The organism is Mesorhizobium sp. ISC25 (genome assembly GCF_042295465.1).
Taxonomy (GTDB): domain Bacteria; phylum Pseudomonadota; class Alphaproteobacteria; order Rhizobiales; family Rhizobiaceae; genus Mesorhizobium.
On sequence record NZ_CP135441.1, the window covers coordinates 5,942,695 to 5,969,258 of the forward strand.

A 26,564-nucleotide genomic window follows, 5' to 3' on the forward strand; every position below is an offset into this window, starting at 1 on the left:
TTCTTCCGATGAATCGGCCCCTCAAGCCAAGGATTCAAAAAATAGAACATCATTTCGCAAAGGGCGAACGCATTCTGGAAAAACATCATGGTCCAACAACAAGATAGCGGACCGTCAGCGCGTGCCGCTGCAGGCGAGGCGGTCGGTCAGGCCGGCGGCACCGCTTGCCACGCGCTGCCATGTGATTGCAGGCACCGGCGGTTCTAGCGGTCCTCGAAACCGGTCAGCACGCCGACGGCGTTGATGCCGATCTCCTCGACGGCGTAGCCGCCTTCCATGACGAACAGCGTCGGCAGGCCGAGCCTGGCGATGCGGCGGCCGATCCTGGGATAGTCGGGGGTCTTCAGCTTGAACTGGCTGATCGGGTCCTTCTCGAAAGTGTCGACGCCGAGTGAAACCACGACGACGTCAGGAGCATAAGCGGAAAGCCTCGTGCAAGCGTCCTCGAGTGAGGCGTTCCACACCTCCCAGCCGGTGCCGAAGGGCATTGGATAATTGTCGTTGAAGCCTTCGCCGTCACCCTCGCCGCGTTCGTCGGCATGCCCGAGGAAGAAGGGATATTCGGTCATCGGATCGCCATGCAGGTTCAGCACCTGAACGTCGCCGCGGCGGTAGAAGATCTCTTGGGTGCCGTTGCCGTGGTGATAATCGACGTCGAGGATCGACACGCGCCCGGCGCCATGGTCGCGGAACCATTGCGCGGCGACGGCGGCGTTGTTGATGAAGCAATAGCCGCCCATGAAGGCGGCCCCTGCATGGTGCCCCGGCGGGCGACAGAGCGCGAAGGCGGAAGGCTCACCGGCCTTGACCAGCGCGGCGGCGGTCAGCGCGACGTCGTAGGACGACTTGATGGCGTCCCATGTGCCTTTGACGAACGTCGCGCCGCCGTCGAAGGAGTAGAAGCCGAGCAGCGCATCGATGCCTTTCGGGCGCACGTCGCCGCGCAGGCCGCGCGTCGGCCAGGTGAAGGGAATGGCCGAGCCGCCGCGGCCCGACGCTTCCCAGAGCGGCCACACAGTCGGCAGGAAATCGATGTAGTCGCCGGCATGGACCTTCCTCGCGGCGGCGAGGTCGTGGCTTTCCGGCGACAGGATCGGACCGAGCTTCTCGCTCTCCACTCGCGCCCTGATGAACTCGGCGCGCGAAGGCTTTTCGAAAGCCGGCACGATGGCGCCGGCGATCAGTTCGACATTGCCGGAATGGCCGGCATGGAGAGGCGAAAAAACAGTCTTCATGAAAATGTTCCGTGGTGAGACGCGGCGACCCTAACCGTCCTGCACGGCCTTTCACAAGGCGCTGGGCCAACCAGCCATGGCTTGCTGGCATGGCAGCCGGTCGTCTAGCCTGCCGGCAGCGCAACCAAACCGTGGGAAATCATGAGTTCAAATGCCGACCTGATCGTCACCAATGCCCGTGTGCTGACTATGGACGAAGGCAATCCGGCTGCCGAGGCGGTGGCGATAAAGGACGGCAATATCCTGGCGGTTGGCGATCGCCGGACCATCGAGGCGCTGAAAGGGCCGGCCACGAAGATTATCGATGCGCAAGGCGGGTCGGTGGTGCCGGGCTTCATCGAAGCGCATATGCATCTTTTCGGCGGTGCGGCCGAGCTCGACAATCTGCACCTTCAGGGCGTGCATGGCTTCGATGCGCTGAGCGACGCGATCCGCGCCTACGCGGCGGCACGGCCGAACGCCAAATTGCTGCTTGGGGCCGGCGTCGACTACACTATCCTTTCCAAGGAAGAGCCGGTCACCCGCCATCATCTCGACCGCATTATCGCCGACCGACCCTTCGCCATGTCGGCTTCCGATCACCACACGATGTGGGCCAACACCAAGGCGCTGGAGCTGGCTGGCATCCTGCACGGCAAGCAACTCGGCCCCGGCAATGAGATCGTCATGGGCGCCGACGGGCTCGCGGCGGGCGAATTGCGCGAGGGCGAGGCGTTCGGGCCGATCCTCGAGCTTTCCGGGCAGAACCGCGTGCGGCTCGGCATTGCGACAGGCGGAGAGCCCGAGCCGTACCCTTCCGCCGCCGAAGTCGCGGCCGATCGTGACCTGATGCATCGCGGGCTGGAATGGTGCGCCCGCCACGGCATCACCTCGATCCAGAACATGGACGGCAATCTTTACCAGCTCGAGCTGCTAGCCGGGCTGGAACAGGAAGGGCGGCTGCTCTGCCGCACCAAGATACCTTTTCATTTCAAGAACTTCATGACGCTCGACAGGCTGGAAAAGGCATCGAGCATGGCCAACTCCTACCAATCGGAATGGCTGTCGTCCGGCATGGTCAAGATGTTTTACGACGGCGTGCTGGAAGGCTGGACCGCGGTCATGGTCGACGACTATGCCGACCGGCCGGGCTGGCGCGGTGAGCCGCTGTTTACGCCGGAGCATCTCGCCGAGGTGGCGGTGGAGGCCGACCGGCGCGGGCTGCAGGTCGCCGTGCATTCGATCGGCGACGGCGCGGTGCGCGCGGTCCTCGATGGTTACGAGGCGGCGCAGCGGAAGAACGGCAGGCGCGACAGCCGGCACCGGGTCGAGCACATCGAGGTCACCACCGCCGCCGACGTGCCGCGCTTCGCCGAACTCGGCGTCATCGCCTCGATGCAGCCGCCGCACCCGCCCGGCGCCATGGACTTCCCGCTGGAGCCGACGCTTTCACGCATCGGCCGCGAAAGATGGCCACTGAGCTATGCCTGGCGGACGCTGAAGCAGGCGGGCGCGCATGTCGTCTTCGCTTCCGACTGGCCGGTGTCGCGGATCGAGCCGATCCTGGGCATTCAGGCGGCGATGCTGCGCAAACCTTGGGCAGACGGCGTTCCCGACCAGAGCTTCTCGCTGTTGGAAGCGCTTGCGGGCTATACAGTCGAAGGCGCTTATGCCGAATTCATGGAGCACCGCAAGGGCCGGCTGAAAACCGGCTATCTGGCCGATCTGGTGGTGCTGTCGGCCGATATCGAGGCAGCTGAACCGGGTTTGTTACACAAGGTGCATCCGGTGACTACCATCTGCGGCGGCAAGATCACTCATCAGGTTGATGATGGCGCTGACGATGGCACGGAGCTTGCGTTCTGAACCGAGATTCAGATGCATGGTTGCCAAGCCGACCGGCATATGCTGACAATCGAATGGGAACTGGATCCGCCATCAAGAGCGGATATGAAAATGGGGTAATGCGTGCCGGATCAGCCGGGTAAGAGTGCAATCGAGGTCCGTGGCGTTCGCAAGGTGTTCGGTACCGGGGACGCACAAGTCGCCGCTCTCGACACCGTTTCGGTGTCGATCCGCGAGAACGAGTTCTTCACGCTGCTGGGGCCGTCCGGTTGCGGAAAGACGACGCTGCTTCGGCTGATCGCTGGCTTCGATTTCCCCAGCGAAGGCGAAATCCTGCTGCACGGCCAGGACATCGCGCCGCTGCCGCCGTTCAAGCGGCCGGTCAACACCGTGTTCCAGTCCTATGCGCTGTTCCCGCACATGACGGTGGCCGAGAATATCGGCTTTGGCCTGGAGATGCTGGGCAAGCCGAAGACCGAAATCAAGGCGCGCGTCGCCGAGATGCTGAAGCTGGTCAAGATGGAGGCGCTGAGTGCCCGCCGCACCAGCCAGATCTCCGGCGGCCAGCAGCAGCGTGTCGCACTGGCGCGCGCTCTGGCGCCGCAGCCGAAGGTGCTGTTGCTCGACGAGCCGCTGTCGGCACTCGACTACAAACTACGCAAGGAAATGCAGATCGAACTGAAACGGCTGCAGCACCAGACCGGCATCACCTTCATCTTCGTCACCCATGACCAGGAAGAAGCGCTGACCATGTCCGACCGCATCGCCGTGATGTCGGCCGGCAAGATCCTGCAGGTCGGCACGCCGCGCGATATTTACGACCGGCCGGCCGAGCGCTTCGTTGCCGATTTCATCGGCGAAACCAATTTCCTCAAGGGCACTGTCGTGTCGAAGAAATCCGGCATCGCGATGGTGAAGATCGCGTCCGAAGCGACGGTGGCGGCGGGATTTCCGGAAAACTTCGATCCTTCCGGCGCGGTGACGGTGGTTGTGCGGCCGGAACATGCCGATCTCGTCGCCGATGCCGCCAAGGGCATGGTCTCGGGAACCCTGGCAAATGTCGTCTATTTCGGCACCGACACCCACTATCACGTGAAGCTCGAAGGCGGCGACGATTTCATCGTGCGCCACCAGAACAGCCGCTCGGGTGCCGTCTCATTCGAGCCGGGCGCCAAGGTCGGTGTCGTGTTCGAGGACGATGGCGCGCGCATTTTGAGGGATTGATGGCAATCACCTTTTCCAAGGCGGCGGTATTCGAAGCGGAGGCGGAGAAAGCCACTGCAAAGCGCCACCGCCTGCTTTCGTTGCCGGCTTTGGTAATCATCGGCGTCTTCGGCGTGCTGCCGCTTCTCATCATCCTCATCTATTCATTTCTCGCCGCAGCACCCTATGGCGGCGTGCAGTGGAAGTTCTCGACAGACGCCTATCTGAACTTCCTGTTCCAGCGCGATATTTTCGACGACACGCTGCAGTTCACGCCGGATTTCCTGATCATCTATTTGCGCTCGTTTCTGTTTGCCGTGGTGACGACGATCATCTGCCTGCTGCTCGGCTTTCCGACCGCCTATTTCATGGCGACGCGACCGCCGGCGCAGCGCAACTGGTGGGTGCTGTTGATGACCATCCCATTCTGGTCGAACCTTCTGGTGCGCACGCTCGCCATCATGTTCATCATCCGCGACGAGGGCCTCATCAACAACGCGCTGATGGCACTGGGGGTGATCGAGAAGCCGATCACCATGCTCTACACCAACTTCGCCATCCAGCTCGGCCTGCTCTATTCGTTCCTGCCGTTCATGGTGCTGCCGCTCTATTCCAGCCTGGAGAAGCTGGATTTCCGGCTGGTCGAGGCCGCTTACGACCTCTATGCGACCCGTCGGCAGGTGCTGTGGCGCGTGATCATCCCGCTGTCGCTGCCCGGCGTTATCGCCGGTTGCCTGCTGGTCTTCATTCCAGCCCTCGGCGCCTATGTGACGCCACTGATCCTGGGCGGCGGCATCCATCTGATGATCGGCGATCTCATCGCCCAGCAATTCGGTTCCGGGCGCAACTGGCCGCTCGGTTGCGCACAGGCGCTGATCCTGATGGCCGCGGTGCTGGTGGCGCTTTACTTCTATGTCCGCAACACGTCGGGGAAGATGCGGCATGGCTGACCCCCGCAGTGCCGATATCAAGGACCAGCCGGGGTTCCGCTCGATCGCCATCATTTGCCTCTGCGTGCTTTACGCGCCAATCCTGATCCTGATGATCTTTTCGCTGAACACCGGTTCGCTGGTGACGCGTTGGGAAGGCATCGGATTCGGTTGGTATGGCAGTGCGCTGCTCAACCAGGAATTCCACAACGCCGCCAAGAACACACTGATCATCTCTGTCACCGCCACGATCATTTCGACGATCGCCGCGACGCTGGCGGCAATCGGCATGACCCGGGTGAAGCCGTGGCGCGGGCTGTCGGCCGCCTTCATGATCATCAATCTGCCGCTGATGGTTCCGGAAATTATTACAGCGGTGGCGACGCTCTCGTTCTTTGCGCTGATCGCGGGCACGCTCGGGCTCAATTTCGGCATCGGCAATCTGATCCTCGCCCACACCGTCTTTTGCATTCCATTCGCCTATATGCCGATCCGGGCGCGGCTCGAGGACATGGACCTGACGCTCGAAGCTGCGGCGGCCGACCTCTATGCCACGCCGTGGCATGCTTTCAGGCGCATAACGCTGCCATTGCTGGTTCCCGGCGTTCTGTCGGGTGGGGCGCTCGCCTTCATCGTCTCCTTCGACGATTTCACCATCACGCAGCTGGTCGCCGGCCCCGGGCAGACGACTCTGCCCCTCTACATCTGGAACCAGATCAGGCGGCCGATGACGCCGGAGATCAACGCCATCTCGACCATCCTGCTGCTGGTCTCGATCCTGTTCGTCTCGATATCGTTCCTGATCGCGCGCCGCCGCGCCAAGTGACTCAAGGCCAAGTGAATCAATGGGAAGGCAAAGGAGAGTGTGATGTCTAGGAAACTGATGGCTGCTGTGTCGACGGCGGCGCTTTTATGGGCGGTGCCTGCGCTCGCTGACGGCGAGCTGCACATCTACAATTGGGGTGACTACACCAACCCCAAGCTGATCGAAAAATTCGAAAAACAATACAACGTCAAGGTGACGCTGGACGACTACGATTCCAACGAGACCATGCTGTCGAAGGTGCGCGCCGGCAATTCCGGCTACGACATCGTCGTCCCTTCCGACTACACCGTGAAGATCATGATCGATGAGGGCCTGCTCGAAAAGACCGAGCCCAATGCGATGCCGAACGGCAAGAACCTCGACCCGCGCTTCGTCGACATCTACTGGGACAATGGCCGCCACTACACCGTGCCGTGGCAGTTCGGCACCACGACCTTCGAAGTCAACACCGACAAATACAAGGGGGACATCGACACGCTGGCGATCCTGTTCGACCCGCCGGACGAGTTGAAGGGCCAGATCAACATGCTCGACGATGTCAACACTGTGATGCATGCGGCCGAGCGCTACGCCGTCGTACCGCGTTGCGGCGCCGATAAGGCCAATCTGAAGAAGGTCAACGACATACTGATGGCCGCCAAGCCGTCATGGAAGACCTTCAGCTACGACACCATCACCAAGATCACCTCCGGCGACGTGATCGTTACCGAGGCCTGGAATGGCGCGACCTATCGTGCGCGCCAGAAAATCCCGGCGATCAAATATGCCTATCCCAAGGAAGGCATCGAAGGCTGGATGGACAATGTCGCCGTGTTGAAGGGCGCCAAGAATCTCGAAAATGCCAAGCTGTTCCAGGACTTTGTCATGGCTCCCGAAAACGCGGCGCTGATTTCGGAATTCGCCGGCTACGATAACGGCATCACCGGCAGCCACAAGTTCCTGCCGCCCGATTTCGCCAGCGCGCCGGAAATCAATCCGCCGGCCGGTGCACCGGCGGCGGAATTCGTACCGCCTTGCCCACCGGAAGTGGTCGAGATCTACAACAAGATCTGGACCAATTTGCGCAAGTAGCCTTGCTCTAGGATCAGACTGAAGGGAGGCTTCGGCCTCCCTTCCTTGCGCAAGGGGGTTGGATGAAATCTTACCGCAACAGCGAACCGGCGCCGCCGATCATGCAGGGTTCGCCACCACGGATGGTGCCGCCGAAGCTCGACTGGGACCGGCCGCCATGGAACCGATGGGCGTTCCAGCATATCCGCGAAATTCTGCCGACCGTCGAAGTCTGGCGCGGCAATGGCCATCGCCACCGACTGGAGCGCGCCGAGGTCGATCTCGACGCGCTGCCGGTGAGCGACAGCATGGGGCAGCCGACGATGCTGGCCGGGCTGCTCGACGAGACCTACACCGACGGCTTCCTGGTGCTCAAGGACGGCAAGGTCGCCTATGAGCGCTACTTCAACGGCATGACCGAGCGCACGCTGCATCTTTCGCAGTCGATGGCGAAGTCGGTCACCGCCTCGGTGTTCGGCATACTGGTCGGGCGCGGGCTGATCGATCCGGCTTTGCCGGTGACGACCTATCTGCCGGAGCTGGAAGCGACCGGCTGGGCAGGCGCCAGTGTGCAGCATGCGCTCGACATGACGAGCGGGGTGCGCTTTTCCGAGGAATACACCGATCCCTATTCGGACATCGGCCAGGTCGATGTAGCCACCGGCTGGAAGCCGGTGCCGCCGGGCAGCGATCCGGCCTTCCGCTGGCCGTCGCACATGTTCGAATTGATCCTGGGGCTTGAGGAAAAGAGCCGGCCACACGGCGCTGCCTTCGAATACCGCTCGATCGAGACCGACGTGCTCGCCTTCATCATGGAACGGGTGAGCGGCAAACGGCTGGCGCAGCTGGTTTCGGAAGAGCTCTGGCAAAAACTCGGCGCGGATGAAAGCGCCTGCTTCACCGTCGACAGCGCCGGTTATGCAGTCGCCGATGGCGGCTTCAACGCCACGCTGCGCGACTATGGCCGCTTCGGCCAGCTGATCCTCGACAATGGCGGCGGCGTCGTGCCGGCCGAGTGGATCGAGGCGACGCGCAATGGCAGGCATGGACCGGATTTCAGTCCCAGCCTGCCGGAAGGCAGCTACCGGAACCAGTTCTGGATCGAGGACCCGCGCTCGCGGGCGCTGATGTGCCGGGGCGTGTTCGGGCAGCTGATCCACATCGACTGGAATATGAAAATGGTCGTGGTGAAGCTTTCGAGCTATCCGGATTTTACCAACGTCGCCTATTCGGTGGCCACGCTGAAAGCCGTGCACGCTATCGCCGCGGCGCTCGCCTAGAACGCCAAAGACCGAAGGAAGCGCCAATGGCCGGCAAGACCGCGTTCGAGACCAGGTATGGCTTTGCCCGAAACCAGGTGCTGCTCGGCAACTGGCGGGAAAGCCCGTTCAGCCGGTGGTCGTTCCAGAATGCCGGCGAACTGGTGCCGAGCGCTGCCGTGGCGGCAAAGCCGGGCAGCAGCGAGGCGCCGGCGCAGGATTTCGGCGGGCTACTTGGTGAAAGGGTCGCTCTTGCAGGCGGCGCGGAGACGGTCGCGGCTTTTCTCAGGCGCTCCGAAACCGACGCGCTGACGATCATTAAGGGCGGCAAATTCGTCGGCGACTGGTTCGCGCCGCATATGGAGTCCGGTGCACGCCACATCGTCTTTTCGATCAGCAAGTCGCTGACCGCGATTGTCGCCGGCATATTGGAAGGCGAGGGGATTTTCGATCCGCAGTCTCCGGTGACCCATTATATCCCGGAAACCGCAGGCTCGGCCTATGGCGATGCGAGTGTGCGGCACGTGCTCGACATGAGTGTCAGCCTCGATTTCGAAGAGGCCTATCTCGATCCGGGAAGCGCCTTCGCCCGCTATCGCCGCGCCATGCTGTGGAATCCAGGCGGGGGCACCGAGAGCCTGGCCACTTTCCTCATGACGCTGCAGGGTCTGGCCGAGCCGCATGGCCAAACGTTCCGCTACCGTTCGCCCAATTCCGACCTGCTCAGCATCCTGCTCGAACGAGCGTCGGGCCGGCGCTTCGCCGATCTGATGCGCGAGAAATTATGGGCGCCGCTCGGCGCTGTCAGCGACGCTTCGGTAACCGTGGACATGGAAGGCACGGCGCGTACGGCCGGCGGCATTTCGGTGACGCCGCGCGACCTTGCACGTGTCGGCGAGATGATGCGGCAAGGCGGCATGGCCAATGGCTGCCGTATCGTGCCGGAGAGCTGGGTGCGCGACACGACCGAAACTGGCGGTGACGCCGAGGCTTGGCAACGCGGCACGATGGCGTTCCTGTCTCCGCGTGGCCGTTATCGCAACAAATGGTACCAGACCGGCGCGGCAAGCGGCGCCTTCTGCGGCATCGGCATCCACGGCCAGTGGCTTTACGTCAATCCGAAGGCCGAAATGGTAATCGCAAAGATGTCGTCGCAGCCGCTGCCGGTCGACGATCCGCTCGATCTGGATATGATTTCTTTCTTCGAGGCGCTGGGCCGGATGGTCTGATCCGATCCAGACAGCCGACCTTTCCTGTGGACCTCTCGCCGGATTGAAAACGTCGCGGTTGGCGCATCGGTGCTCTGCGCCTATGGTCGCTGCTCGTTTCGACCAGCGACAGGTACGACATGGCATCCGACATCAAGCGCATCGCAAGCATCATAGCCGCCGAGATCGGCGCGCGGCCCGAACAGGCTGCGGCGGCGATCGGCTTGCTCGACGACGGCGCGACCGTGCCGTTCGTGGCGCGCTACCGCAAGGAGGTCACCGGCGGCCTCGACGACACGCAGCTGCGCGACCTTGCCGAGCGGCTGGCCTATCTGCGCGAGCTCGACGCGCGCCGCGACACCATCCTTGGTTCGATCCGTGAGCAAGGCAAGCTGACCGAAGAGCTCGAGGCAAAGATCGCCGCGGCCGTCACCAAGGCCGAGCTCGAAGACATCTACCTGCCTTACAAGCCGAAGCGCCGGACCAAGGCCGAGATCGCGCGCGAGCGTGGGCTGGGCCCGCTGGCGGAAGCTATTCTCGCCGACCGTGCGGCCATGCCCGCCGAGCTGGCGCTGGCCCACATCAGCGAAGACGTGGCAGACACCAAGGCAGCGCTCGAGGGTGCGCGCGACATCCTGTCCGAACAGTTCGCCGAGAATGCCGATCTGGTCGGCAAATTGCGGACCTACATGAAGGAACGCGCCTTCCTGCGCTCGCGCGTCGTCGATGGCAAGCAGGAGGCCGGCGCGAAATTCTCCGACTATTTCGACCATGTCGAGCGCTGGGCCAACGTGCCCAGCCATCGCGCGCTGGCCATGCTGCGCGGCCGCAACGAGGAGGTTCTGTCGCTCGACATCGAAGTCGATGCCGATGACGCCTCTCCGGTGAAGCCGGTCGAGCGGATGATTGCAGACGCCTACGCTATCGGCCGCCAGTTGCCGGGAGACCGCTGGCTGATGGAGGTCGCCGGCTGGACCTGGCGCATAAAGCTGTCGCTGCACCTGACGCTCGATCTGATGCGAGATCTGCGCGAGCGGGCCGAGGAAGAAGCGATCCATGTCTTCGCCCGCAATCTGAAGGATTTGCTGCTCGCAGCACCCGCCGGCTCGCGCGCCACGATGGGACTCGACCCCGGCATCCGCACCGGGGTCAAGGTGGCGGTGGTGGACGGCACCGGCAAGCTGCTGGCGACGACGACGGTCTATCCGTTTCCGCCGAAGAACGATGTCCGCGGCACGCAAGCCGAACTGGCCAAGCTCATCCGGCTGCACAAGGTCGAGCTGATTTCCATCGGCAATGGCACCGGCAGCCGCGAGACCGAAAGGCTGGTCGCCGACATGCTGGCTGATATGCCTGCCGGGTCCGGGCCGAAGCCGCTCAAGGTGATCGTCAGCGAGGCCGGCGCCTCGGTCTATTCCGCCTCGGCAACGGCGGCGGCGGAATTTCCCGGCCTCGACGTGTCGCTGCGCGGGGCGGTGTCGATCGCGCGGCGCCTGCAGGATCCGCTCGCCGAACTTGTCAAGATCGAGCCGAAGTCGATCGGCGTCGGCCAGTACCAGCATGACGTCGATCAGTACCGCCTTGGCCGCTCGCTGGAAGCGGTGGTCGAGGATGCGGTCAACGCCGTCGGCGTCGACCTCAATACGGCGTCGGCGCCGCTTCTGGCGCGGGTTTCGGGTCTCGGCGCATCGCTGGCCGAGGCGATCGTTGCGCACCGGGACGCGACCGGCCCGTTCGCCAGCCGCCGCGAACTGTTGAAGGTCTCCCGCCTTGGACCCCGCGCGTTCGAGCAGTGCGCCGGTTTTCTGCGCATTGCGAACGGCAGCGAACCGCTCGATGCCTCGGCGGTGCATCCGGAAGCCTATGGCGTGGCCAAGAAGATCATTGCGGCCTGCGGGCGCGACGTCCGCTCACTGATGGGCGACAGCGCCGCACTCAAGGCGCTCGATCCGCGCGTCTTCGTCGACGAGCGCTTCGGCCTGCCGACGGTGCGCGACATCCTGGCGGAGCTGGAAAAGCCCGGCCGCGATCCGCGCCCCGGTTTCAAGACCGCGACCTTCGCCGACGGCATCGACGACCTCAAGGATCTGAAGCCCGGCATGCAGCTTGAAGGCACCGTCACCAATGTCGCGGCCTTCGGCGCCTTCGTCGATATCGGCGTGCACCAGGACGGACTGGTGCACGTCTCGCAACTGGCCGACCGTTTCGTCAAGGACGCGCACGAGGTGGTCAAGGCCGGCGACGTGGTCAAGGTGCGTGTCGTCGACGTCGATATCAAGCGTAAGCGCATCGGCCTGTCGATGCGCAAGGACGGTGACGGTGGCGCACCGAAGCCACGCGACAATGGCAACAGGCCGGTGCCGCGCGCGCCAGCGCCCCAACGCCACCCGGAGCGGCCGGCGCAGCAGGGCGCGTTCGGCGCCGCTTTGGCCGATGCGTTGAAGCGGAAGTAATTTCGCGAGCCGGGCTGTGGCAGGTCATACGGCAGCGCTAGACATTGATGATCCATCACCAATGCTCATGGGTCGGCGAAGCTATTTCGTTTGATTTTTTCAGGACGGGAGCCGATAAGCCGCGCGTTTCAAGATTTCAGTTTCGATGCATGTCGTTATCTCCAAGCTGCCGGACACCCTCGGGTCAGGCCCGCGGGCAAGCTTTGGACGACATGCATGAGTTTGGGAGACCGAGAGCCATGGCCGCCGACAAGAACGCATTCGTCTGGGATGATCCTTTCCTGATCGAGGACCAGCTTTCGGAAGACGAGCGCATGGTGCGCGATGGCGCCGCGGCGTTTGCCGCCGACAAGCTCGCTCCGAAGATCGAGGAAGCCTATCTCGAGGAGAAGACCGACGCCGGCATCTTTCGCGAAATGGGCGAGGCCGGCCTGCTCGGCATCACCATCCCCGAGGAATATGGTGGGCTCGGCGCCAACTACGTCACTTACGGGCTGGTCGCGCGCGAAGTCGAACGCGTCGATTCCGGCTATCGCTCGATGATGAGCGTGCAGTCGTCGCTGGTGATGTATCCAATCCACGCCTATGGCTCGGAAGAGCAGCGCAAGAAATACCTGCCGAAGCTGGCGTCGGGCGAATGGATCGGCTGCTTTGGCCTGACCGAACCTGATGCCGGTTCCGACCCGGGCGGCATGAAGACGCGGGCCGAAAAGACCGCGAGCGGCTACAGGATCTCCGGTTCGAAGATGTGGATTTCCAACGCGCCGATCGCCGACGTGTTCGTCGTCTGGGCAAAATCGGCCGCGCATGACAACGAGATTCGCGGCTTTGTCCTGGAAAAGGGCATGAACGGGCTGTCGGCGCCGAAGATCGGCGGCAAGCTGTCGCTGCGCGCCTCGATCACCGGCGAAGTGGTGATGGAGGGCGTCGAGGTCGGCGAGGACGCGCTGCTGCCCAATGTCTCGGGCCTGAAAGGGCCGTTCGGCTGCCTCAACCGGGCGCGCTACGGCATTTCGTGGGGGGCGATGGGCGCGGCTGAGGATTGCTGGCACCGCGCCCGCCAGTATGGCCTCGACCGCAAGCAGTTCGGCAAGCCGCTGGCCGGCACGCAGCTTTTCCAGAAGAAGCTCGCCGACATGCAGACCGAGATCGCGCTCGGCCTGCAAGGCAGCCTGCGCGTCGGGCGGCTGATGGATGAAGGCAAGATGGCGCCGGAGATGATCTCGTTGGTCAAGCGCAACAATTGCGGCAAGGCGCTCGACATCGCCCGCCAGGCCCGCGACATGCATGGCGGCAATGGCATCCAGATCGGCTACCATGTCATGCGCCACGCCCAGAACCTGGAAACCGTCAACACCTATGAGGGCACGCATGACGTGCATGCGCTGATCCTGGGACGCGCGCAGACCGGGTTGCAGGCGTTCTTTTAGGGTTCAGGTGTTCTCCGCTTCCGGGGCGCCACTGCCTGGCATCTCCCCCTCGCAAAGCGGGAGATCGACAACTTTCGTCGATGATGCCACATTTTGTTCTTGCTTTGTGCCGGCAGCTATGCTACTAATTTGGGTATGGTGCTAATTGGCTCCAACGACCCGCCCGCCGAGGCGGGTTTTTCTTTTCAGCTCTTTTGGACCAAGCATCGCGGGTGCTGCCGGTCATCGATATCGGCGGGAAGCGCTCGGTGCTGACCCGCCGGCCTTCGGCTCTGCAGCGTTGCAACATCTTGCCGCCACGCTGCGGAATCCCAGGGTCGGCGCTCCGTTTGTGAGGCTGTGAAGCCTGCTTAATTTAGGTGCAGCGCAACATCTCTGCTTGGAGAATGGTCAGCATTCGTGTCAGGGTTCAGCGAACTCCTTTTGAAACGCCGACTTCAGGGGCACCATGGCAATTCTGGCAGCCGTCTATCACCTGACCCACTACAAATACGACCGGCCGGTCGTATTAGGCCCGCAAGTCATAAGGTTGCAGCCTGCGCCGCATTCCCGCACCAAAGTGCTCAGTCATTCGCTGAAGGTCGGGCCGGCAAACCACTTCGTCAATTTGCAGCAGGACCCCTACGGCAATTTCCTTGCCCGCTTCGTCTTCCCCGAGCCGGTGACGGAACTGAAGATCGAGGTCGACCTCGTTGCCGACATGACGGTCTACAATCCGTTCGATTTCTTCGTCGAGCCCTCGGCCGAGACGTTTCCGTTCGAATACCCCGAAGAGATCAGGGACGATCTGACCATCTACCGTACGCCGGAACCGGCAGGGCCACTGTTGCAGGCGTTCCTCAAAACCGTCGACCGCAGTGCGACCAATACCGTCAATTTTGTCGTCGATCTCAATGCGCGGCTGCAACGTGAGATCGCTTATATCGTGCGCATGGAAACCGGCGTCTTCTCGCCCGAGGAAACGCTGGCCGCCGGCAAGGGATCGTGTCGGGATTCGAGCTGGCTCCTGGTGCAGATACTGAGGAACCTCGGCATCGCCGCGCGCTTCGTCTCCGGCTATCTGATCCAGCTCAAGCCCGACCTCGTCGCGCTTGACGGGCCGCCTGGCACGGCGACCGATTTCACTGACCTCCATGCCTGGTGCGAGGTGTATCTGCCGGGCGCCGGCTGGATCGGCTTCGACCCGACCTCCGGCCTGCTCACCGGCGAAAGCCATGTGCCGCTCGCGGCAACGCCGCATTTCCGCAATGCCGCGCCGATCTCCGGCATGGCGAGCTTCGCCAATGTCGAGTTCGGCTTCGACATGCGGGTCGACCGCATCGCCGAACATCCGCGTATCACCAAGCCGTTCTCCGACGAGAGCTGGCAGGCGCTCGATGCGCTCGGCAACCAAGTCGATGCCGCGCTCCAGGCCGGCGACGTGCGGCTGACCATGGGCGGCGAGCCGACATTCGTCTCGATCGACGATTTCGAGGCTGCCGAGTGGAACACCGCGGCCGTCGGGCCGACCAAGCGGGAAAAGGCCGATGCGCTGATCCGCCGGCTGCGCGAACGCTTCGCGCCGGGCGGCTTCCTGCATTACGGGCAGGGCAAATGGTACCCGGCGAAAGCCTGCCGCGCTGGACGTTCTCGCTCTACTGGCGCACCGATGGCGAGCCGGTGTGGAGCGACCCGTCGCTGATCGCGCATGAAAAGAGCGAGGCGGATGTCGGACCAAAGCAGGCCGAGAGCCTGCTGACGGCGATTGCCGACGAACTCGGCATCGACAAGACGATGGTCAGCGAAGCCTATGAGGATCCGGCCGAATGGCTGCTGAAGGAAGGCAAGCTGCCTGACAACGTCGATCCTTCCAATTCGAAGCTGGAGGACCCGGAGGAGCGCAGCCGCATGGCGCGGGTGTTCGAACGCGGGCTGACCAAGCCGTCGGGCTATGTGCTGCCCGTCCAGCGCTGGAACAGCCAGGCGTCCGGACCGCGCTGGCGCTCGGAGAAGTGGAAGACGCGGCGCGGCAGGCTGTTCCTGGTGCCCGGCGATTCGCCGGTCGGCTACCGCCTGCCGCTCGGCACGCTGCCTTATGTGCCGCCGGCGCAGTTCCCCTATATCGTCCCGGTCGACCCATCGCTGCCGCGCGGACCATTGCCGGCGCGTGAGGCGATCTTGCCCGGTGCTGCTTCTTCGCCCGCTCCGGCCGAACTGGAAGGCGCCGACGAAATGGCGCGCCGCCAGCAGGCCATCTCCTTCACGGCCGTTACCGGCCAGCAAGACCGCGTCGAACAGGAGATCACCGAGATCGGCGGCGCCGTGCGCACAGCCCTTTCGGTCGAGCCGCGCGACGGACGGCTTTGTGTGTTCATGCCGCCCGTCGAAGCGCTGGAGGACTATCTCGAGCTGGTCGCTGCGGCGGAGAACGCGGCAAGGGCGATCGGACTGCCGGTGCATATCGAGGGCTACGGCCCGCCGCACGATCCGCGCCTCAATGTCATCCGTGTCGCACCCGATCCCGGCGTCATCGAGGTCAATATCCACCCCGCCGCGAATTGGCAGGATTGCGTGGCGACGACCACGGCGATCTACGAAGAGGCGCGGCAGACGCGGCTTGGCGCCGACAAGTTCATGATCGACGGCCGCCATACCGGCACCGGCGGCGGCAACCACGTCGTCGTTGGCGGCGCCACGCCCAATGACAGTCCGTTCCTGCGCCGCCCCGACCTGTTGAAGAGCCTGGTGCTGCAATGGCAGCGGCATCCGTCGCTGTCCTATCTGTTCTCCGGCCTGTTCATCGGCCCGACCAGCCAGGCGCCGCGCTTCGACGAGGCACGCCACGATTCGCTCTACGAACTCGAAATCGCGATGGCGCAGGTGCCGCATCCGGACAAGGGCGCGGCACCCCTGCCGTGGCTGGTCGACCGGCTGTTCCGCAACCTTCTGACCGACGTGACGGGCAATACCCATCGCTCGGAAATCTGCATCGACAAGCTGTTTTCGCCGGACGGGCCGACCGGCCGGCTCGGGCTGGTCGAATTCCGCGGCTTCGAGATGCCGCCCAACGCGCGTATGAGCCTGGCGCAGCAATTGCTGGTGCGCGCCATCATTGCCCGGGCCTGGAAGAACCCGCTCGACGGCCGCTTCGTACGCTGGGGCACCTCGCTGCACGACCGTTTCATGCTGCCGCATTATGTCTGGGCGGATTTTCTCGATGTGCTGGACGACCTCAAGCTGAACGGCTTCGTATTCCGTCCGGAATGGTTCGATGCCCAGCTCGAATTCCGCTTCCCGTTCTGCGGCGAGGTCCAGCATGCCGGCATCAAGCTGGAGCTCAGGCAGGCGCTCGAGCCGTGGCATGTCATGGGCGAGCAAGGCGCGATCGGCGGCACCGTACGCTTTGTCGATTCCTCCGTCGAAAGGCTGCAGGTGAAGACCGAGGGGCTCAACCCGGAGCGTCACGCCGTCGTCTGCAACGGCCGCGTCGTGCCGATGAAGGTGACCGACACCAGAGAGATCGCGGTGGCCGGCGTTCGTTTCAAAGCCTGGCAGCCGGCGTCGGGGCTGCATCCGGCGCTACCGGTCAACACCCCGCTGGTCTTCGACATCTATGACCGCTGGTCGGGCCGCGCGGTCGGTGGTTGCGTCTACCATGTGGCACACCCCGGCGGGCGCAGCTACGACACGTTCCCGGTCAACGGCAATGAAGCGGAGGCGCGGCGGCTCGCCCGCTTCGAGCCGCGTGGCCATACGCCGTCCAGCTATGTGCTGCGCAACGAAGAAGCCTCTGAAGATTTCCCGATGACCCTTGACCTTCGGCGGCCGCAAAGACTCTGATCAGCCATGGCGAAGGGGAATCACAAAAGGCTGCGCAGCAAGCCGCGGACCCACAGTCTGCTGGAGCACTACCAGCCGATCGACGGCGTCGTCGACGAGATGGTCGATGCGTCGGGCAATCCGCGGCCGGCCTGGCGGCACTTCATCGAGGCACTGGAGGACCTGGGGCCGGAAAAACTTGCCCAGCGCTTTGCCCGCGCCGACCAGTACCTGCGCGATGCCGGCGTCTATTACCGCGTCTACGACAAGGCCGGCGCCAACGAGCGGGAATGGCCGCTGGCGCATGTGCCGCTGCTGATCGAGGAGCAGGAATGGACTGCGATCAGCGCCGGCCTGATCCAGCGCGCCGATCTGTTCGAGGAGACGATCGCCGACATTTACGGGCCGAACCGGCTGGTCGAGAAAGGCATCCTGCCGGCCGGATTGATCGCGGCCAGCCCCGAATATTTGCGGCCGGTCGTCGGCACCAGGCCGGCCGGCGGCCATTTCCTGCACTTTTGCGCGTTCGAACTCGGGCGTGGCCCGGACGGCCGCTGGTGGGTGCTTGGCGACCGCACACAGGCCCCATCTGGCGCCGGCTTCGCACTGGAAAACCGCGTCGCCACCACAAGGGCGCTGTCCGACATTTACGGCGAGATGCATGTGCACCGCCTGGCCGGCTTCTTCCGTCGCTTCCGCGACGCGCTGATCGGCATGGCCAAGCAAGCCGGCGGCCGTGTCGCCATCCTGACGCCGGGACCGCTGAACGAAACTTATTACGAACATGCCTATATCGCCCGCTATCTCGGCATCATGCTGCTCGAGGGCGAGGACCTGACCGTCTCCGGCGGCAGGCTGATGGTGCGCACGGTTTCGGGGCTGATGCCGGTCAGCGTCTTGTGGCGGCGGCTCGACGCCGCCTTCGCCGATCCGCTCGAATTGCGGCCGGACTCGCAGATCGGCACACCGGGGCTGGTGGAAGCGGTCCGGCAAGGGGCGGTTTCGGCCGTCAATGCACTGGGCTCCGGCCTGATGGAGACGCGCGCGCTGCTCGCCTTCCTGCCGAAGATTTCGCGCGCCCTGCGCAATGAGGAGCTGCTGCTGCCGACGGTCGCGACATGGTGGTGCGGGCAGGACACAGAGCGCGAGCATGTGCTCGCCAATATCGACCGCATGGTGATCGGCCCGGCACTGTCGACGCGGCTTGCCTTCGAGGACGACGGCTCGACCAAGCTCGGGTCAGCGCTGTCGGTCGAGGAACGGGCCGAGCTCGTCGCCCGGATCGAACAGGACGGCGGCGACTTTGTGGGCCAGGAAGCGGTGACGCTTTCGACCACGCCTGTCTATGTCGGCGGCTGGCTGGAGCCACGGCCGGCAAGCCTGCGCGTCTATCTGGCGCGGACGCCGGAAGGCTGGACGGTGATGCCGGGCGGTTTTGCCCGTGTCGGCTTCTCGCTCGACCCGACGGCCATCGCCATGCAGCGCGGCGGCCAGGCGGCGGATGTGTGGGTGGTCAGCGACAGGCCGGTGGAGCGCGAGACGCTGCTGCCGCAGGAGCACGACAGCTTCACCCGAACCTTGCCGGGCAGCCTGCCCAGCCGCTCAGCGGAAAACCTGACATGGCTTGGCCGCTATATCGAGCGGTCGGAAGACACGGTGCGCATCCTGCGCGCCTACCATGTGCGGCTGGCCGAGACATCCGATCCCGAGATGCCGCTGCTCGCCGATATCAGGGACTATCTCGCGCCGTTCGGCGTCGACGTCGAGACGGCAATCCCATTGGGGCTCATCGGCACCCTGGACAGCGCCGTCTACAGTGCCGGACAGATCCGCGACCGCTTCTCGCCGGATGGCTGGCTGGCATTGAAAGATCTGTCGAAGACCATCCATCAATTCGCCGCGACAGTGGCGCCGGGCGACGACGCGACAAGGGCAATGACGGTCATCCTGCGCAAGCTGGCCGGGTTTTCCGGCCTGCTGCACGAGAACATGTACCGCTTTGCTGGCTGGCGTTTCCTGGAAATCGGCCGCAGGCTCGAACGCGGCATCCAGATCGCCCGCACGCTCGCCCGGCTGACCAGAGCCCAGGCGCCGGAAGGCGCGCTCGACATGATGCTGGAGATCGGCGACAGCGTCATGACCCACCGTCGGCAATATCCGGTGCAGGCGGGACGGCGCACGGTGGTCGACCTTCTGGCGCTCGATCCGCTCAACCCGCGCTCAATCCTTTTCCAGCTCGAACGGCTGAAGGCAGAAATCGCGCTGCTGCCCGCTGTCGGCGCCGAAGGCCATATGTCGCCGGCGGCCAAGGAAATCCTGCAGCTCAACACGTCGATCGCCATCAAGGAGCCTTCGGACATGACGGCCAAGGCCCTCGGCGATCTCGCCAATGAAATCGGCGGGCTCTACAACAGCCTCGCCAAAGCCTATTTCGGGTAGAGACGGCATGCTCTACGACATCAGGCTTCACCTGCGTTACGACTATGATGCGGCGGCCGGCGGCGGCCGCCATCAGGTCCGCGTGTTGCCGCCGACCATCCCTGGCGTGCAGCGCGTCATCGCCGCTTCACTGTCTTTTGTGCCGGCGCCCAGCGAACGTTCCGACTTTTCCGACTTTTTCGGCAACAGTGTCACTTCGATCGCCTTTCGTGACGCACATGATGCGCTCGACATCAGGATGAGCGCGCGTGTTTCCGTGTCGCGGCCGGAGCCCGGGCTCGACGTATCGCCGGACATACGCCGGCTGAAAGAAGAACTCGGCGCGGTGCACTCGCTGGCGCCGGCTTCGCCGCATCACTTTCTGGCCGCCAGCGATCACGCCGGCATCGACGCGGCAATCACTGCCTATGCGAAAGACAGTGCCGGCAGTTCGACGGTCGGCACGGCCATGGCTCTGTGCAACCGCATTCACCGCGATTTCACCTATGACGGCGAGGCGACCACCGTGCAGACGCGGGCCAGCGACGCCTTCGGCCTGAAGCGCGGCGTCTGCCAGGATTTTTCCCACATCATGATCGCCGGCCTGCGCGGCCTCGGCATCCCTGCAGGCTATGTCAGCGGGTTCCTGCGCACCATTCCGCCGCGCGGGAAGCCGCGGCTCGAAGGCGCCGACGCCATGCACGCCTGGGTCAAGGTGTGGTGCGGGCGCGATGCCGGCTGGCAGGAGTTCGATCCGACCAATGGAATGCGGGCAAGCAACGACCATATCACGGTCGGCTACGGCCGCGACTACTCCGATGTGGCGCCGATCGTCGGCGTGCTGAAAACCACCGGCGGGCAGGTCGGCGAGCAGGCGGTCGACGTCATTCCGGTCGTGCTCGAAAAGGCGTGACGACGCACATCTTCGTTGCACGCGACGTCGATAGGCTGTCCTGGGACCAAGAGATCAAGAGGCGGTGGAACCCGCAGCCGGCAAGCGGCTTATCTACGGAAATTCCGTGGAGAGGACATGCTGGACAAATCCGGGTCGTCGTCTGGCCAATCGGCTGTGAGGAAAGCTGCACCAAGGAACGGGGTGCCGCAGAACGGAGCGCTGGAGAACGGCGCGCAAGCCTCGGCCGTTCGGGCCTCGCTCAACTATGTCACCGACACTGAACCCGGTATTCGCCGGCTGCGTTCGGGCAAGGGGTTCTCGTACAAAGGACCCGACGGGCGGATTGTCGACGGGGAGGCCTTGGCACGCATCAAGGCGCTTGCCATTCCACCGGCCTGGACGGATGTGTGGATCTCGCCGGATGCCGACGGTCACATCCAGGCGACCGGTCGGGACCAGCGCGGCCGCAAACAATACCGCTATCATCCGCACTGGGCAGAGGAGCGCGACGGGGTCAAATATTCGAGCCTGATCGCCTTTGCCGAAAGCCTGCCCGAACTGCGGCGGCAGATCGACGCCGATCTGCGCCGTCACGGCCTGCCGCTGGAACGCGTCGTTGCGGCCATCGTCTGGCTGCTCGACAACACGATGATCCGTGTCGGCAATGCCGCCTATGCCCGCGAGAACAAGAGTTTTGGACTGACCACGCTGCGTGACCGCCATGTCGACATCAAGGGCTCGAGCCTGCGTTTTGCCTTCACCGGCAAATCCGGCAAGGAATGGAGATTGAAGCTTGTCGATCGCCGGATTGCCAAGATCGTGCGTGGAGCGCAGGACCTGCCGGGCCAAAAACTGTTCCAGTATCTCGACGAGGATGGAAACAGGCATCCGGTGCGCTCAGACGACGTCAACCGCCATATCAGGGATAACGCCGGAGCGGAGTTCAGCTCCAAGCACTTCAGAACCTGGGGCGGCACCATTCATGCCGCGTCGCTGTTTGCCCAAACCGAACGTCCCGAAAGCCAGGCGCAACAAAAGCGGGCGATGAACAGCGTCATCGACAAGGTTGCCGAGCGGCTTGGCAACACACGCGCGGTTTGTCGCCAATGCTACATCCATCCGGAAGTCTTCCGCGCCTGGTCCGAAGGACGGCTGCTCGACGAAATGGCGGATGCCAACAAAGGCAAGCGCTCGATCGCCGGGCTCGACGACGAGGAAGCCTTGGTCTTGAGATGGCTGAAGGCGAGGGAATGACGCCGGACCGGAGCGTATTTTTTTGTCGACGCCATGTCGGCATCGGTCCTAGTGTTTCGTCCTTTGATAAAGAAAAGGACGACCCATGCTCTACGCGATCCTCTGCTATGCCTCTGAAGACGTCGTTTGCTCCTGGAGCAAGGAGCAGGACGATGCCGTCATGGAAAAGCTTATCGGCGTGCAGGAGAAATATGCCAACGCCGGCCGGCTTGGCCCGGTGGCGCGGCTCTTGCCGACGACCGCGGCGACGACGCTGAGGAAGGTCAAGGGCGAATCGATCGTCATCGACGGCCCGTTTGCCGAAACCAAGGAGCAGTTCCTCGGTTTCTACACGCTCGAATGCGCCGACCTCGATGAGGCCGTCGACTTCGCGCGCGAGCTTTCCGAGGTCAACCCGAGCGGCGGCTCCTACGAAATCCGGCCGGTCTCGCTCTTCAATCCCGCCAAGGTTTCCGCATGACCGAACTCGCCTGGATCAGCACGGCAATCAGCACCGCTCGCCCGCAGGCGATGGGGGCATTGCTGCGCTACTTCCGCGACCTCGACGCGGCGGAGGAAGCATTCCAGGACGCCTGCCTGAGGGCACTGAACAACTGGCCGAAAAACGGTCCTCCACGCGATCCGGCGGCCTGGCTGATCTTCGTCGGCCGCAACAGCGGCATCGATGCGGTGCGCAAGCGCGCCAAGCAGGCGCCGCTGCCGGAGGAGGATCAGATCTCCGATCTGGAGGATGCCGAGAGCGACGTCGCCGAGCGGCTGGACGGGGCGCATTACCGCGACGATATTTTGCGGCTGCTGTTTATCTGCTGCCATCCCGACCTGCCGGCCACGCAGCAGATCGCGGTGGCGTTACGCATCGTCTCCGGCCTGACGGTCAAGCAGATCGCCCGCGCCTTCCTCGTCGGTGAAAGCGCCATGGAGCAGCGTATCACGCGCGCCAAGGCGCGCATCGCCGACGCTGGGGTGCCGTTCGAGACGCCGGGAGCGGTCGAGCGCTCCGAACGGCTCGCCGCCGTCGCCGCCATGGTCTACCTGATCTTCAACGAAGGCTATTCCAGCAACAGCGGCGAGGCTTCGGCGCGTGCGCCGCTTTGCGAAGAGGCGATCCGGCTGGCCCGGCTGCTGCTCAGGCTATTCCAGACCGAGCCGGAGATCATGGGGCTGACGGCGCTGTTGCTGCTGCAGCATGCACGCTCGCCTGCCCGCTTCGACGAGAACGGCGAGATCGTGCTGCTCGAAGACCAGGACCGCAGCCTGTGGAGCCGCAAGATGATCGATGAAGGCCTGGCGCTGGTCGATAAGGCGTTGCGCCATCGCAAGCCCGGTCCCTACCAGGTGCAAGCGGCGATCGCCGCACTGCATGCGCGGGCGGAAAAACCCGAGGATACGGACTGGAACGAGATCGACCTGCTCTACGGCCTGCTCGAGCAGATGCAGCCGTCGCCGGTGGTGACGCTCAACCGCGCCGTCGCGGTCTCCAAGGTGCGTGGACCGGAAGCCGCACTCGCCATGATCGAGCCGCTGGAGGGAAGGCTTTCCGGCTATTTCCATTTCTTCGGCCTCAAGGGCGGACTGCTGATGCAGCTTGGCCGCGGCGAGGAGGCGCGCGTCGCTTTCGACCGCGCCATCGCGCTTGCCAATACGGCCGCCGAGGCAGCGCATATCCGCATGCATATCGACCGGCTGATGAAAGAAAGCGCCGTGCGGGAAACCGCCAAGACGGCACACTGATTCGCTCTATCTGGCTGGTTCAACAGTCGGACGCCGGCTTGGACCATGCCGGGGTGGCGATTTCTCCCTGAAACGCGTAATGCCACGCCATAACAGCGCCTGGTGTGCCGACCGGCAGGGAGCGGGTATGGCGCAAGGCTTGGACCGACGCCATATGAGCGACGGGATATGAAAGGGACGAAACGAAAATGACAATTGCGAAGGAAACGGCCGGGCTTCTGGCGAAACTGGGCGTTGCCGAGGCCGCGCTTACGGGCGGCGACCTCATCGTGCGCAGCCCGGTGACCGGCGAGCAGATCGCCGCGCTGAAGACCATCTCGCCGGCCGATGCGGCAACGACCATCGACGATGCCCACAAGGCTTTCCTGACGTGGCGGCAGGTGCCGGCTCCCAAGCGTGGCGAACTGGTACGGCTGCTCGGCGAGGAATTGCGCACACACAAGGCCGAGCTTGGTCGGTTGGTGTCGATCGAAGTCGGCAAGATCCCGTCCGAGGGTCTAGGCGAAGTGCAGGAGATGATCGACATCTGCGATTTCGCCGTCGGTCTTTCGCGGCAACTGTACGGCCTGACCATCGCCACTGAGCGTCCCGGCCATCGCATGATGGAAACCTGGCATCCGCTCGGCGTCGTCGGCGTGATCTCGGCCTTCAACTTTCCGGTGGCGGTGTGGTCGTGGAACGCAGCGCTTGCGCTGGTCTGCGGCGACGCGGTGGTGTGGAAGCCGTCGGAGAAGACGCCGCTGACGGCGCTCGCCTGCGAAGCGATCTTCAAGCGCGCGGCAAAGCGTTTCGGCGATGCGCCGGAAGGGCTGGCGCCGGTGCTGATCGGCGATCGCGCCGTCGGCGAGATCCTGGTCGACCATCCGAAGGTGCCGTTGGTCTCCGCGACCGGCTCGACGCGCATGGGCAGGGACGTCGGCCCACGGCTGGCGAAGCGCTTTGCCCGTGCCGTGCTGGAGCTCGGCGGCAACAATGCCGGCATCGTCTGTCCGAGCGCCGATCTCGACATGGCGCTCCGCGCCATCGCGTTCGGCGCCATGGGCACGGCCGGCCAGCGCTGCACAACGCTCAGGCGCCTGTTCGTGCATGAGAGCGTCTATGACCAACTCGTTCCGCGCCTGAAGAAAGCTTATGAAAGCGTCTCGGTCGGCAATCCGCTGGAGACAAGCGCTCTGGTCGGCCCGCTGATCGACAAGGCTGCCTACGGGAATATGCAGAAGGCGCTCGAGGAGGCGGCTTCGCATGGCGGTAAAATAACCGGCGGAATACGGGTCGAGAACGGCCATCCCGAGGCCTACTATGTGCGTCCGGCGCTGGTCGAAATGCCGCGGCAGGTTTCGCCGGTGACGGAGGAGACCTTCGCGCCTATCCTCTATGTGATGAAATATTCGGACTTCGACGCCGTGCTAGAAGAACACAATGCGGTGGGAGCGGGGCTGTCATCGTCGATCTTCACCCGCGACCTGCAGGAATCCGAGCGCTTCCTCGGCGTCGACGGATCGGATTGCGGCATCGCCAACGTCAACATTGGCACATCCGGGGCCGAGATCGGCGGCGCCTTCGGGGGCGAGAAGGAAACCGGCGGCGGCCGCGAGAGCGGCTCCGATGCCTGGAAGGCCTATATGCGGCGTGCCACCAACACGGTGAACTATTCCAAGGCGCTGCCGCTTGCCCAGGGCGTGTCGTTCGATATCGATTGAAATGCCAGACCTCCGTCGCGGCGGCGCCAAAGCCGCCACGACGGCTTTCGGCTCATCGTTCAGCTTGCTTCGGAAGATACAACACAGTTGTCGAAAGCTGCATCGATGATGGCGAGCTTGACGGCCTGGGCGGTCATGTATTCGTGATAGAACGCGCTCGACACCCACATGACCGAATGACCGCGCTGGCCCAGCCAGCCGATGCTGCCGAGTTCCTCGGCATCGCGCAATTTGCGTGACAGGTGGGTCCGGGAAAGCTTGAGCCAGTTCGCGAAATCTCCGACTGAGACGACACCGGTCGGAATTCGGTCCAGGTCGGCATGATCGGGATCGACGCCGGACATCAGCCAATCCATGACGATGCCGCCATTGTCGAGCCAGGTGAACAAGGAAAAAGTCTGACTTGGCTCGCGCACGGCATGCGACGAAAGCAGGCCGTCGGCCACCAACGGCTGCAGTTCGGCGAGCACGTCCGGATATGCGACGAATGCAGCCAGTCGAGATCCATTGTCCAGGCTGTCCAGCGTTTTCAGATGCGCCATGACCCAGCCGGCAACCGTCTCCAGAGTGCCCGCGGTCGGCTCAAAGGGGCGGATGCGCCCATATTTAATCGGCAGAGGCCGGATGAAACCGTAATGCAGCATCTCCTTCAGGAAGGCATCGGCGGTGTTGCGGCTGGCCACCGAATGCCGGCAGATGCCGTCCATGAACCGTGTAGACGTAAGTCCCTTGCGATGATCGTCCGGCTCTCGATCGAAATACAAGGCAAGCCCGATATGGGCCATCAGCCAGCGTTGTTGCGTGGCGAATACGGAAGCCAGCCGCGGGTTCGCTTCATAGGTCTGGAGCAGCGTCCGCGACTGAGCCTGGACATGGCGACGCAATGCCGGATGGCCGGCAATGTCTTCAGAAACCAGCGCCATCCCCGCCGAGCCCAACCAAATTTGCAACTGGAAATGCCGGTAACAATTTCAGCCTTCGCGGGCCGTGTCCAGAGCCGGCGCATCAGGATACGAGCTGAATCGCGCCGGCTAGCAGCTGAATTCCGCGACTTGGTCGCCGAGGACCCTGATCTCGCGAGCGCTGATCTTGCCGCACGAGGCTAGCCTGCTCGAACCCATAAATGGTAGCTTCGCCTGGCCAGCCCGTGCTCCCGCCGATGGCGATGCGGAACCAACACAAGTTTTGCTCGTTGAAGAACGCTGATTGGACTGAGACAGTAAGGAACTACAAATGGAGAATGGCCTTCTCGCCACGCCGCCTGCAGCTTTCCGGAAAACAGAGTCGGTCTGGCCACGTGCGCTCAAGTGGCTGCTGCGCCGGGTGCGCAGCGCCTCCGACAGCTCGGGAA

Annotated in this window: 17 protein-coding genes and 1 pseudogene; 16 read left to right on the forward strand and 2 right to left on the reverse strand. The window is 63.7% G+C overall.

Annotated features, from left to right (window positions below):
- Window positions 1–203: 203 nt before the first annotated feature.
- The gene (locus RQ479_RS29225; RefSeq protein ID WP_376703309.1) at window positions 204–1,235 is read right to left on the reverse strand and encodes a histone deacetylase family protein; all 1,032 of its coding nucleotides are present in this window, start codon (window positions 1,233–1,235) and stop codon (window positions 204–206) included.
- A gap of 141 nt (window positions 1,236–1,376) precedes the next feature.
- Here RQ479_RS29225 and RQ479_RS29230 point away from each other — a divergent pair, with 141 nt between their 5' ends.
- From RQ479_RS29230 to RQ479_RS29305, 16 genes and pseudogenes are all read left to right on the forward strand, one after another.
- Window positions 1,377–3,080, forward strand: coding sequence for an amidohydrolase (locus tag RQ479_RS29230; protein WP_376703310.1), 1,704 nt, complete (start codon window positions 1,377–1,379; stop codon window positions 3,078–3,080).
- Window positions 3,081–3,182: 102 nt separating this feature from the next.
- On the forward strand, window positions 3,183–4,283 hold the full coding sequence (locus tag RQ479_RS29235; protein ID WP_376703311.1) for an ABC transporter ATP-binding protein: 1,101 nt from the start codon (window positions 3,183–3,185) through the stop codon (window positions 4,281–4,283).
- Window positions 4,283–5,212 carry an ABC transporter permease gene (locus tag RQ479_RS29240; protein ID WP_376703312.1) on the forward strand — a complete coding sequence of 310 codons (930 nt, stop codon included), beginning with the start codon at window positions 4,283–4,285 and terminating at the stop codon, window positions 5,210–5,212. Before RQ479_RS29235 ends, RQ479_RS29240 begins: the two co-directional genes overlap by 1 nt.
- Complete coding sequence (locus RQ479_RS29245) at window positions 5,205–6,017, forward strand: ABC transporter permease (RefSeq protein WP_352713421.1); 813 nt, start codon at window positions 5,205–5,207, stop codon at window positions 6,015–6,017. The genes RQ479_RS29240 and RQ479_RS29245 overlap by 8 nt, the downstream gene beginning before the upstream one ends.
- A 42-nt stretch (window positions 6,018–6,059) precedes the next feature.
- The gene (locus RQ479_RS29250; protein ID WP_376703313.1) at window positions 6,060–7,088 is read left to right on the forward strand and encodes an extracellular solute-binding protein; all 1,029 of its coding nucleotides are present in this window, start codon (window positions 6,060–6,062) and stop codon (window positions 7,086–7,088) included.
- 62 nt (window positions 7,089–7,150) lie between these two features.
- Entirely contained in the window at window positions 7,151–8,347 is a 1,197-nt protein-coding gene (locus RQ479_RS29255) for a serine hydrolase domain-containing protein (protein WP_376703314.1), read from the forward strand.
- 26 nt (window positions 8,348–8,373) lie between these two features.
- Complete coding sequence (locus RQ479_RS29260) at window positions 8,374–9,555, forward strand: serine hydrolase domain-containing protein (RefSeq protein ID WP_376703315.1); 1,182 nt, start codon at window positions 8,374–8,376, stop codon at window positions 9,553–9,555.
- Window positions 9,556–9,674: 119 nt separating this feature from the next.
- Window positions 9,675–11,987: a Tex family protein gene (locus tag RQ479_RS29265; protein WP_376703316.1), complete on the forward strand. Its 2,313-nt coding sequence runs from the start codon at window positions 9,675–9,677 to the stop codon at window positions 11,985–11,987.
- Window positions 11,988–12,226: 239 nt separating this feature from the next.
- Window positions 12,227–13,417 (forward strand): acyl-CoA dehydrogenase, encoded by a 1,191-nt coding sequence (locus RQ479_RS29270; RefSeq protein ID WP_023720243.1) that lies wholly within the window; start codon window positions 12,227–12,229, stop codon window positions 13,415–13,417.
- 448 nt (window positions 13,418–13,865) lie between these two features.
- Window positions 13,866–17,236, forward strand: a pseudogene (locus tag RQ479_RS29275) (DUF2126 domain-containing protein).
- 6 nt (window positions 17,237–17,242) lie between these two features.
- A complete protein-coding gene (locus tag RQ479_RS29280) occupies window positions 17,243–19,654 on the forward strand; it encodes a circularly permuted type 2 ATP-grasp protein (RefSeq protein WP_376703317.1) in 2,412 nt (803 codons plus the stop codon).
- 7 nt (window positions 19,655–19,661) lie between these two features.
- A complete protein-coding gene (locus RQ479_RS29285) occupies window positions 19,662–20,546 on the forward strand; it encodes a transglutaminase family protein (RefSeq protein WP_292663528.1) in 885 nt (294 codons plus the stop codon).
- 117 nt (window positions 20,547–20,663) lie between these two features.
- Complete coding sequence (locus RQ479_RS29290) at window positions 20,664–21,782, forward strand: DNA topoisomerase IB (protein WP_376703318.1); 1,119 nt, start codon at window positions 20,664–20,666, stop codon at window positions 21,780–21,782.
- Window positions 21,783–21,867: 85 nt separating this feature from the next.
- A complete protein-coding gene (locus RQ479_RS29295; protein WP_023720249.1) occupies window positions 21,868–22,242 on the forward strand; it encodes a YciI family protein in 375 nt (124 codons plus the stop codon).
- The gene (locus RQ479_RS29300; RefSeq protein ID WP_352448164.1) at window positions 22,239–23,513 is read left to right on the forward strand and encodes an RNA polymerase sigma factor; all 1,275 of its coding nucleotides are present in this window, start codon (window positions 22,239–22,241) and stop codon (window positions 23,511–23,513) included. Before RQ479_RS29295 ends, RQ479_RS29300 begins: the two co-directional genes overlap by 4 nt.
- A gap of 188 nt (window positions 23,514–23,701) precedes the next feature.
- A complete protein-coding gene (locus RQ479_RS29305) occupies window positions 23,702–25,213 on the forward strand; it encodes an aldehyde dehydrogenase family protein (protein WP_376703319.1) in 1,512 nt (503 codons plus the stop codon).
- 59 nt (window positions 25,214–25,272) lie between these two features.
- On the opposite strand, the gene RQ479_RS29310 is transcribed toward RQ479_RS29305, so the two are convergent.
- Window positions 25,273–26,136 (reverse strand): hypothetical protein, encoded by an 864-nt coding sequence (locus RQ479_RS29310; protein ID WP_376703320.1) that lies wholly within the window; start codon window positions 26,134–26,136, stop codon window positions 25,273–25,275.
- Window positions 26,137–26,564: the final 428 nt, after the last annotated feature.

Bases quoted from the DNA above. Each gene is read 5' to 3' on its own strand.
- RQ479_RS29290 (WP_376703318.1), top strand. From the start codon at position 20,664: ATGCTGGACAAATCCGGGTCGTCGTCTGGCCAATCGGCTGTGAGGAAA.
- RQ479_RS29305 (WP_376703319.1), top strand. From the start codon at position 23,702: ATGACAATTGCGAAGGAAACGGCCGGGCTTCTGGCGAAACTGGGCGTT.
- RQ479_RS29225 (WP_376703309.1), bottom strand. From the start codon at position 1,235: ATGAAGACTGTTTTTTCGCCTCTCCATGCCGGCCATTCCGGCAATGTC.
- RQ479_RS29285 (WP_292663528.1), top strand. From the start codon at position 19,662: ATGCTCTACGACATCAGGCTTCACCTGCGTTACGACTATGATGCGGCG.
- RQ479_RS29250 (WP_376703313.1), top strand. From the start codon at position 6,060: ATGTCTAGGAAACTGATGGCTGCTGTGTCGACGGCGGCGCTTTTATGG.
- RQ479_RS29240 (WP_376703312.1), top strand. From the start codon at position 4,283: ATGGCAATCACCTTTTCCAAGGCGGCGGTATTCGAAGCGGAGGCGGAG.
- RQ479_RS29270 (WP_023720243.1), top strand. From the start codon at position 12,227: ATGGCCGCCGACAAGAACGCATTCGTCTGGGATGATCCTTTCCTGATC.
- RQ479_RS29260 (WP_376703315.1), top strand. From the start codon at position 8,374: ATGGCCGGCAAGACCGCGTTCGAGACCAGGTATGGCTTTGCCCGAAAC.
- RQ479_RS29280 (WP_376703317.1), top strand. From the start codon at position 17,243: ATGGCGAAGGGGAATCACAAAAGGCTGCGCAGCAAGCCGCGGACCCAC.
- RQ479_RS29265 (WP_376703316.1), top strand. From the start codon at position 9,675: ATGGCATCCGACATCAAGCGCATCGCAAGCATCATAGCCGCCGAGATC.
- RQ479_RS29300 (WP_352448164.1), top strand. From the start codon at position 22,239: ATGACCGAACTCGCCTGGATCAGCACGGCAATCAGCACCGCTCGCCCG.
- RQ479_RS29295 (WP_023720249.1), top strand. From the start codon at position 21,868: ATGCTCTACGCGATCCTCTGCTATGCCTCTGAAGACGTCGTTTGCTCC.
- RQ479_RS29310 (WP_376703320.1), bottom strand. From the start codon at position 26,136: ATGGCGCTGGTTTCTGAAGACATTGCCGGCCATCCGGCATTGCGTCGC.
- RQ479_RS29255 (WP_376703314.1), top strand. From the start codon at position 7,151: ATGAAATCTTACCGCAACAGCGAACCGGCGCCGCCGATCATGCAGGGT.
- RQ479_RS29245 (WP_352713421.1), top strand. From the start codon at position 5,205: ATGGCTGACCCCCGCAGTGCCGATATCAAGGACCAGCCGGGGTTCCGC.
- RQ479_RS29230 (WP_376703310.1), top strand. From the start codon at position 1,377: ATGAGTTCAAATGCCGACCTGATCGTCACCAATGCCCGTGTGCTGACT.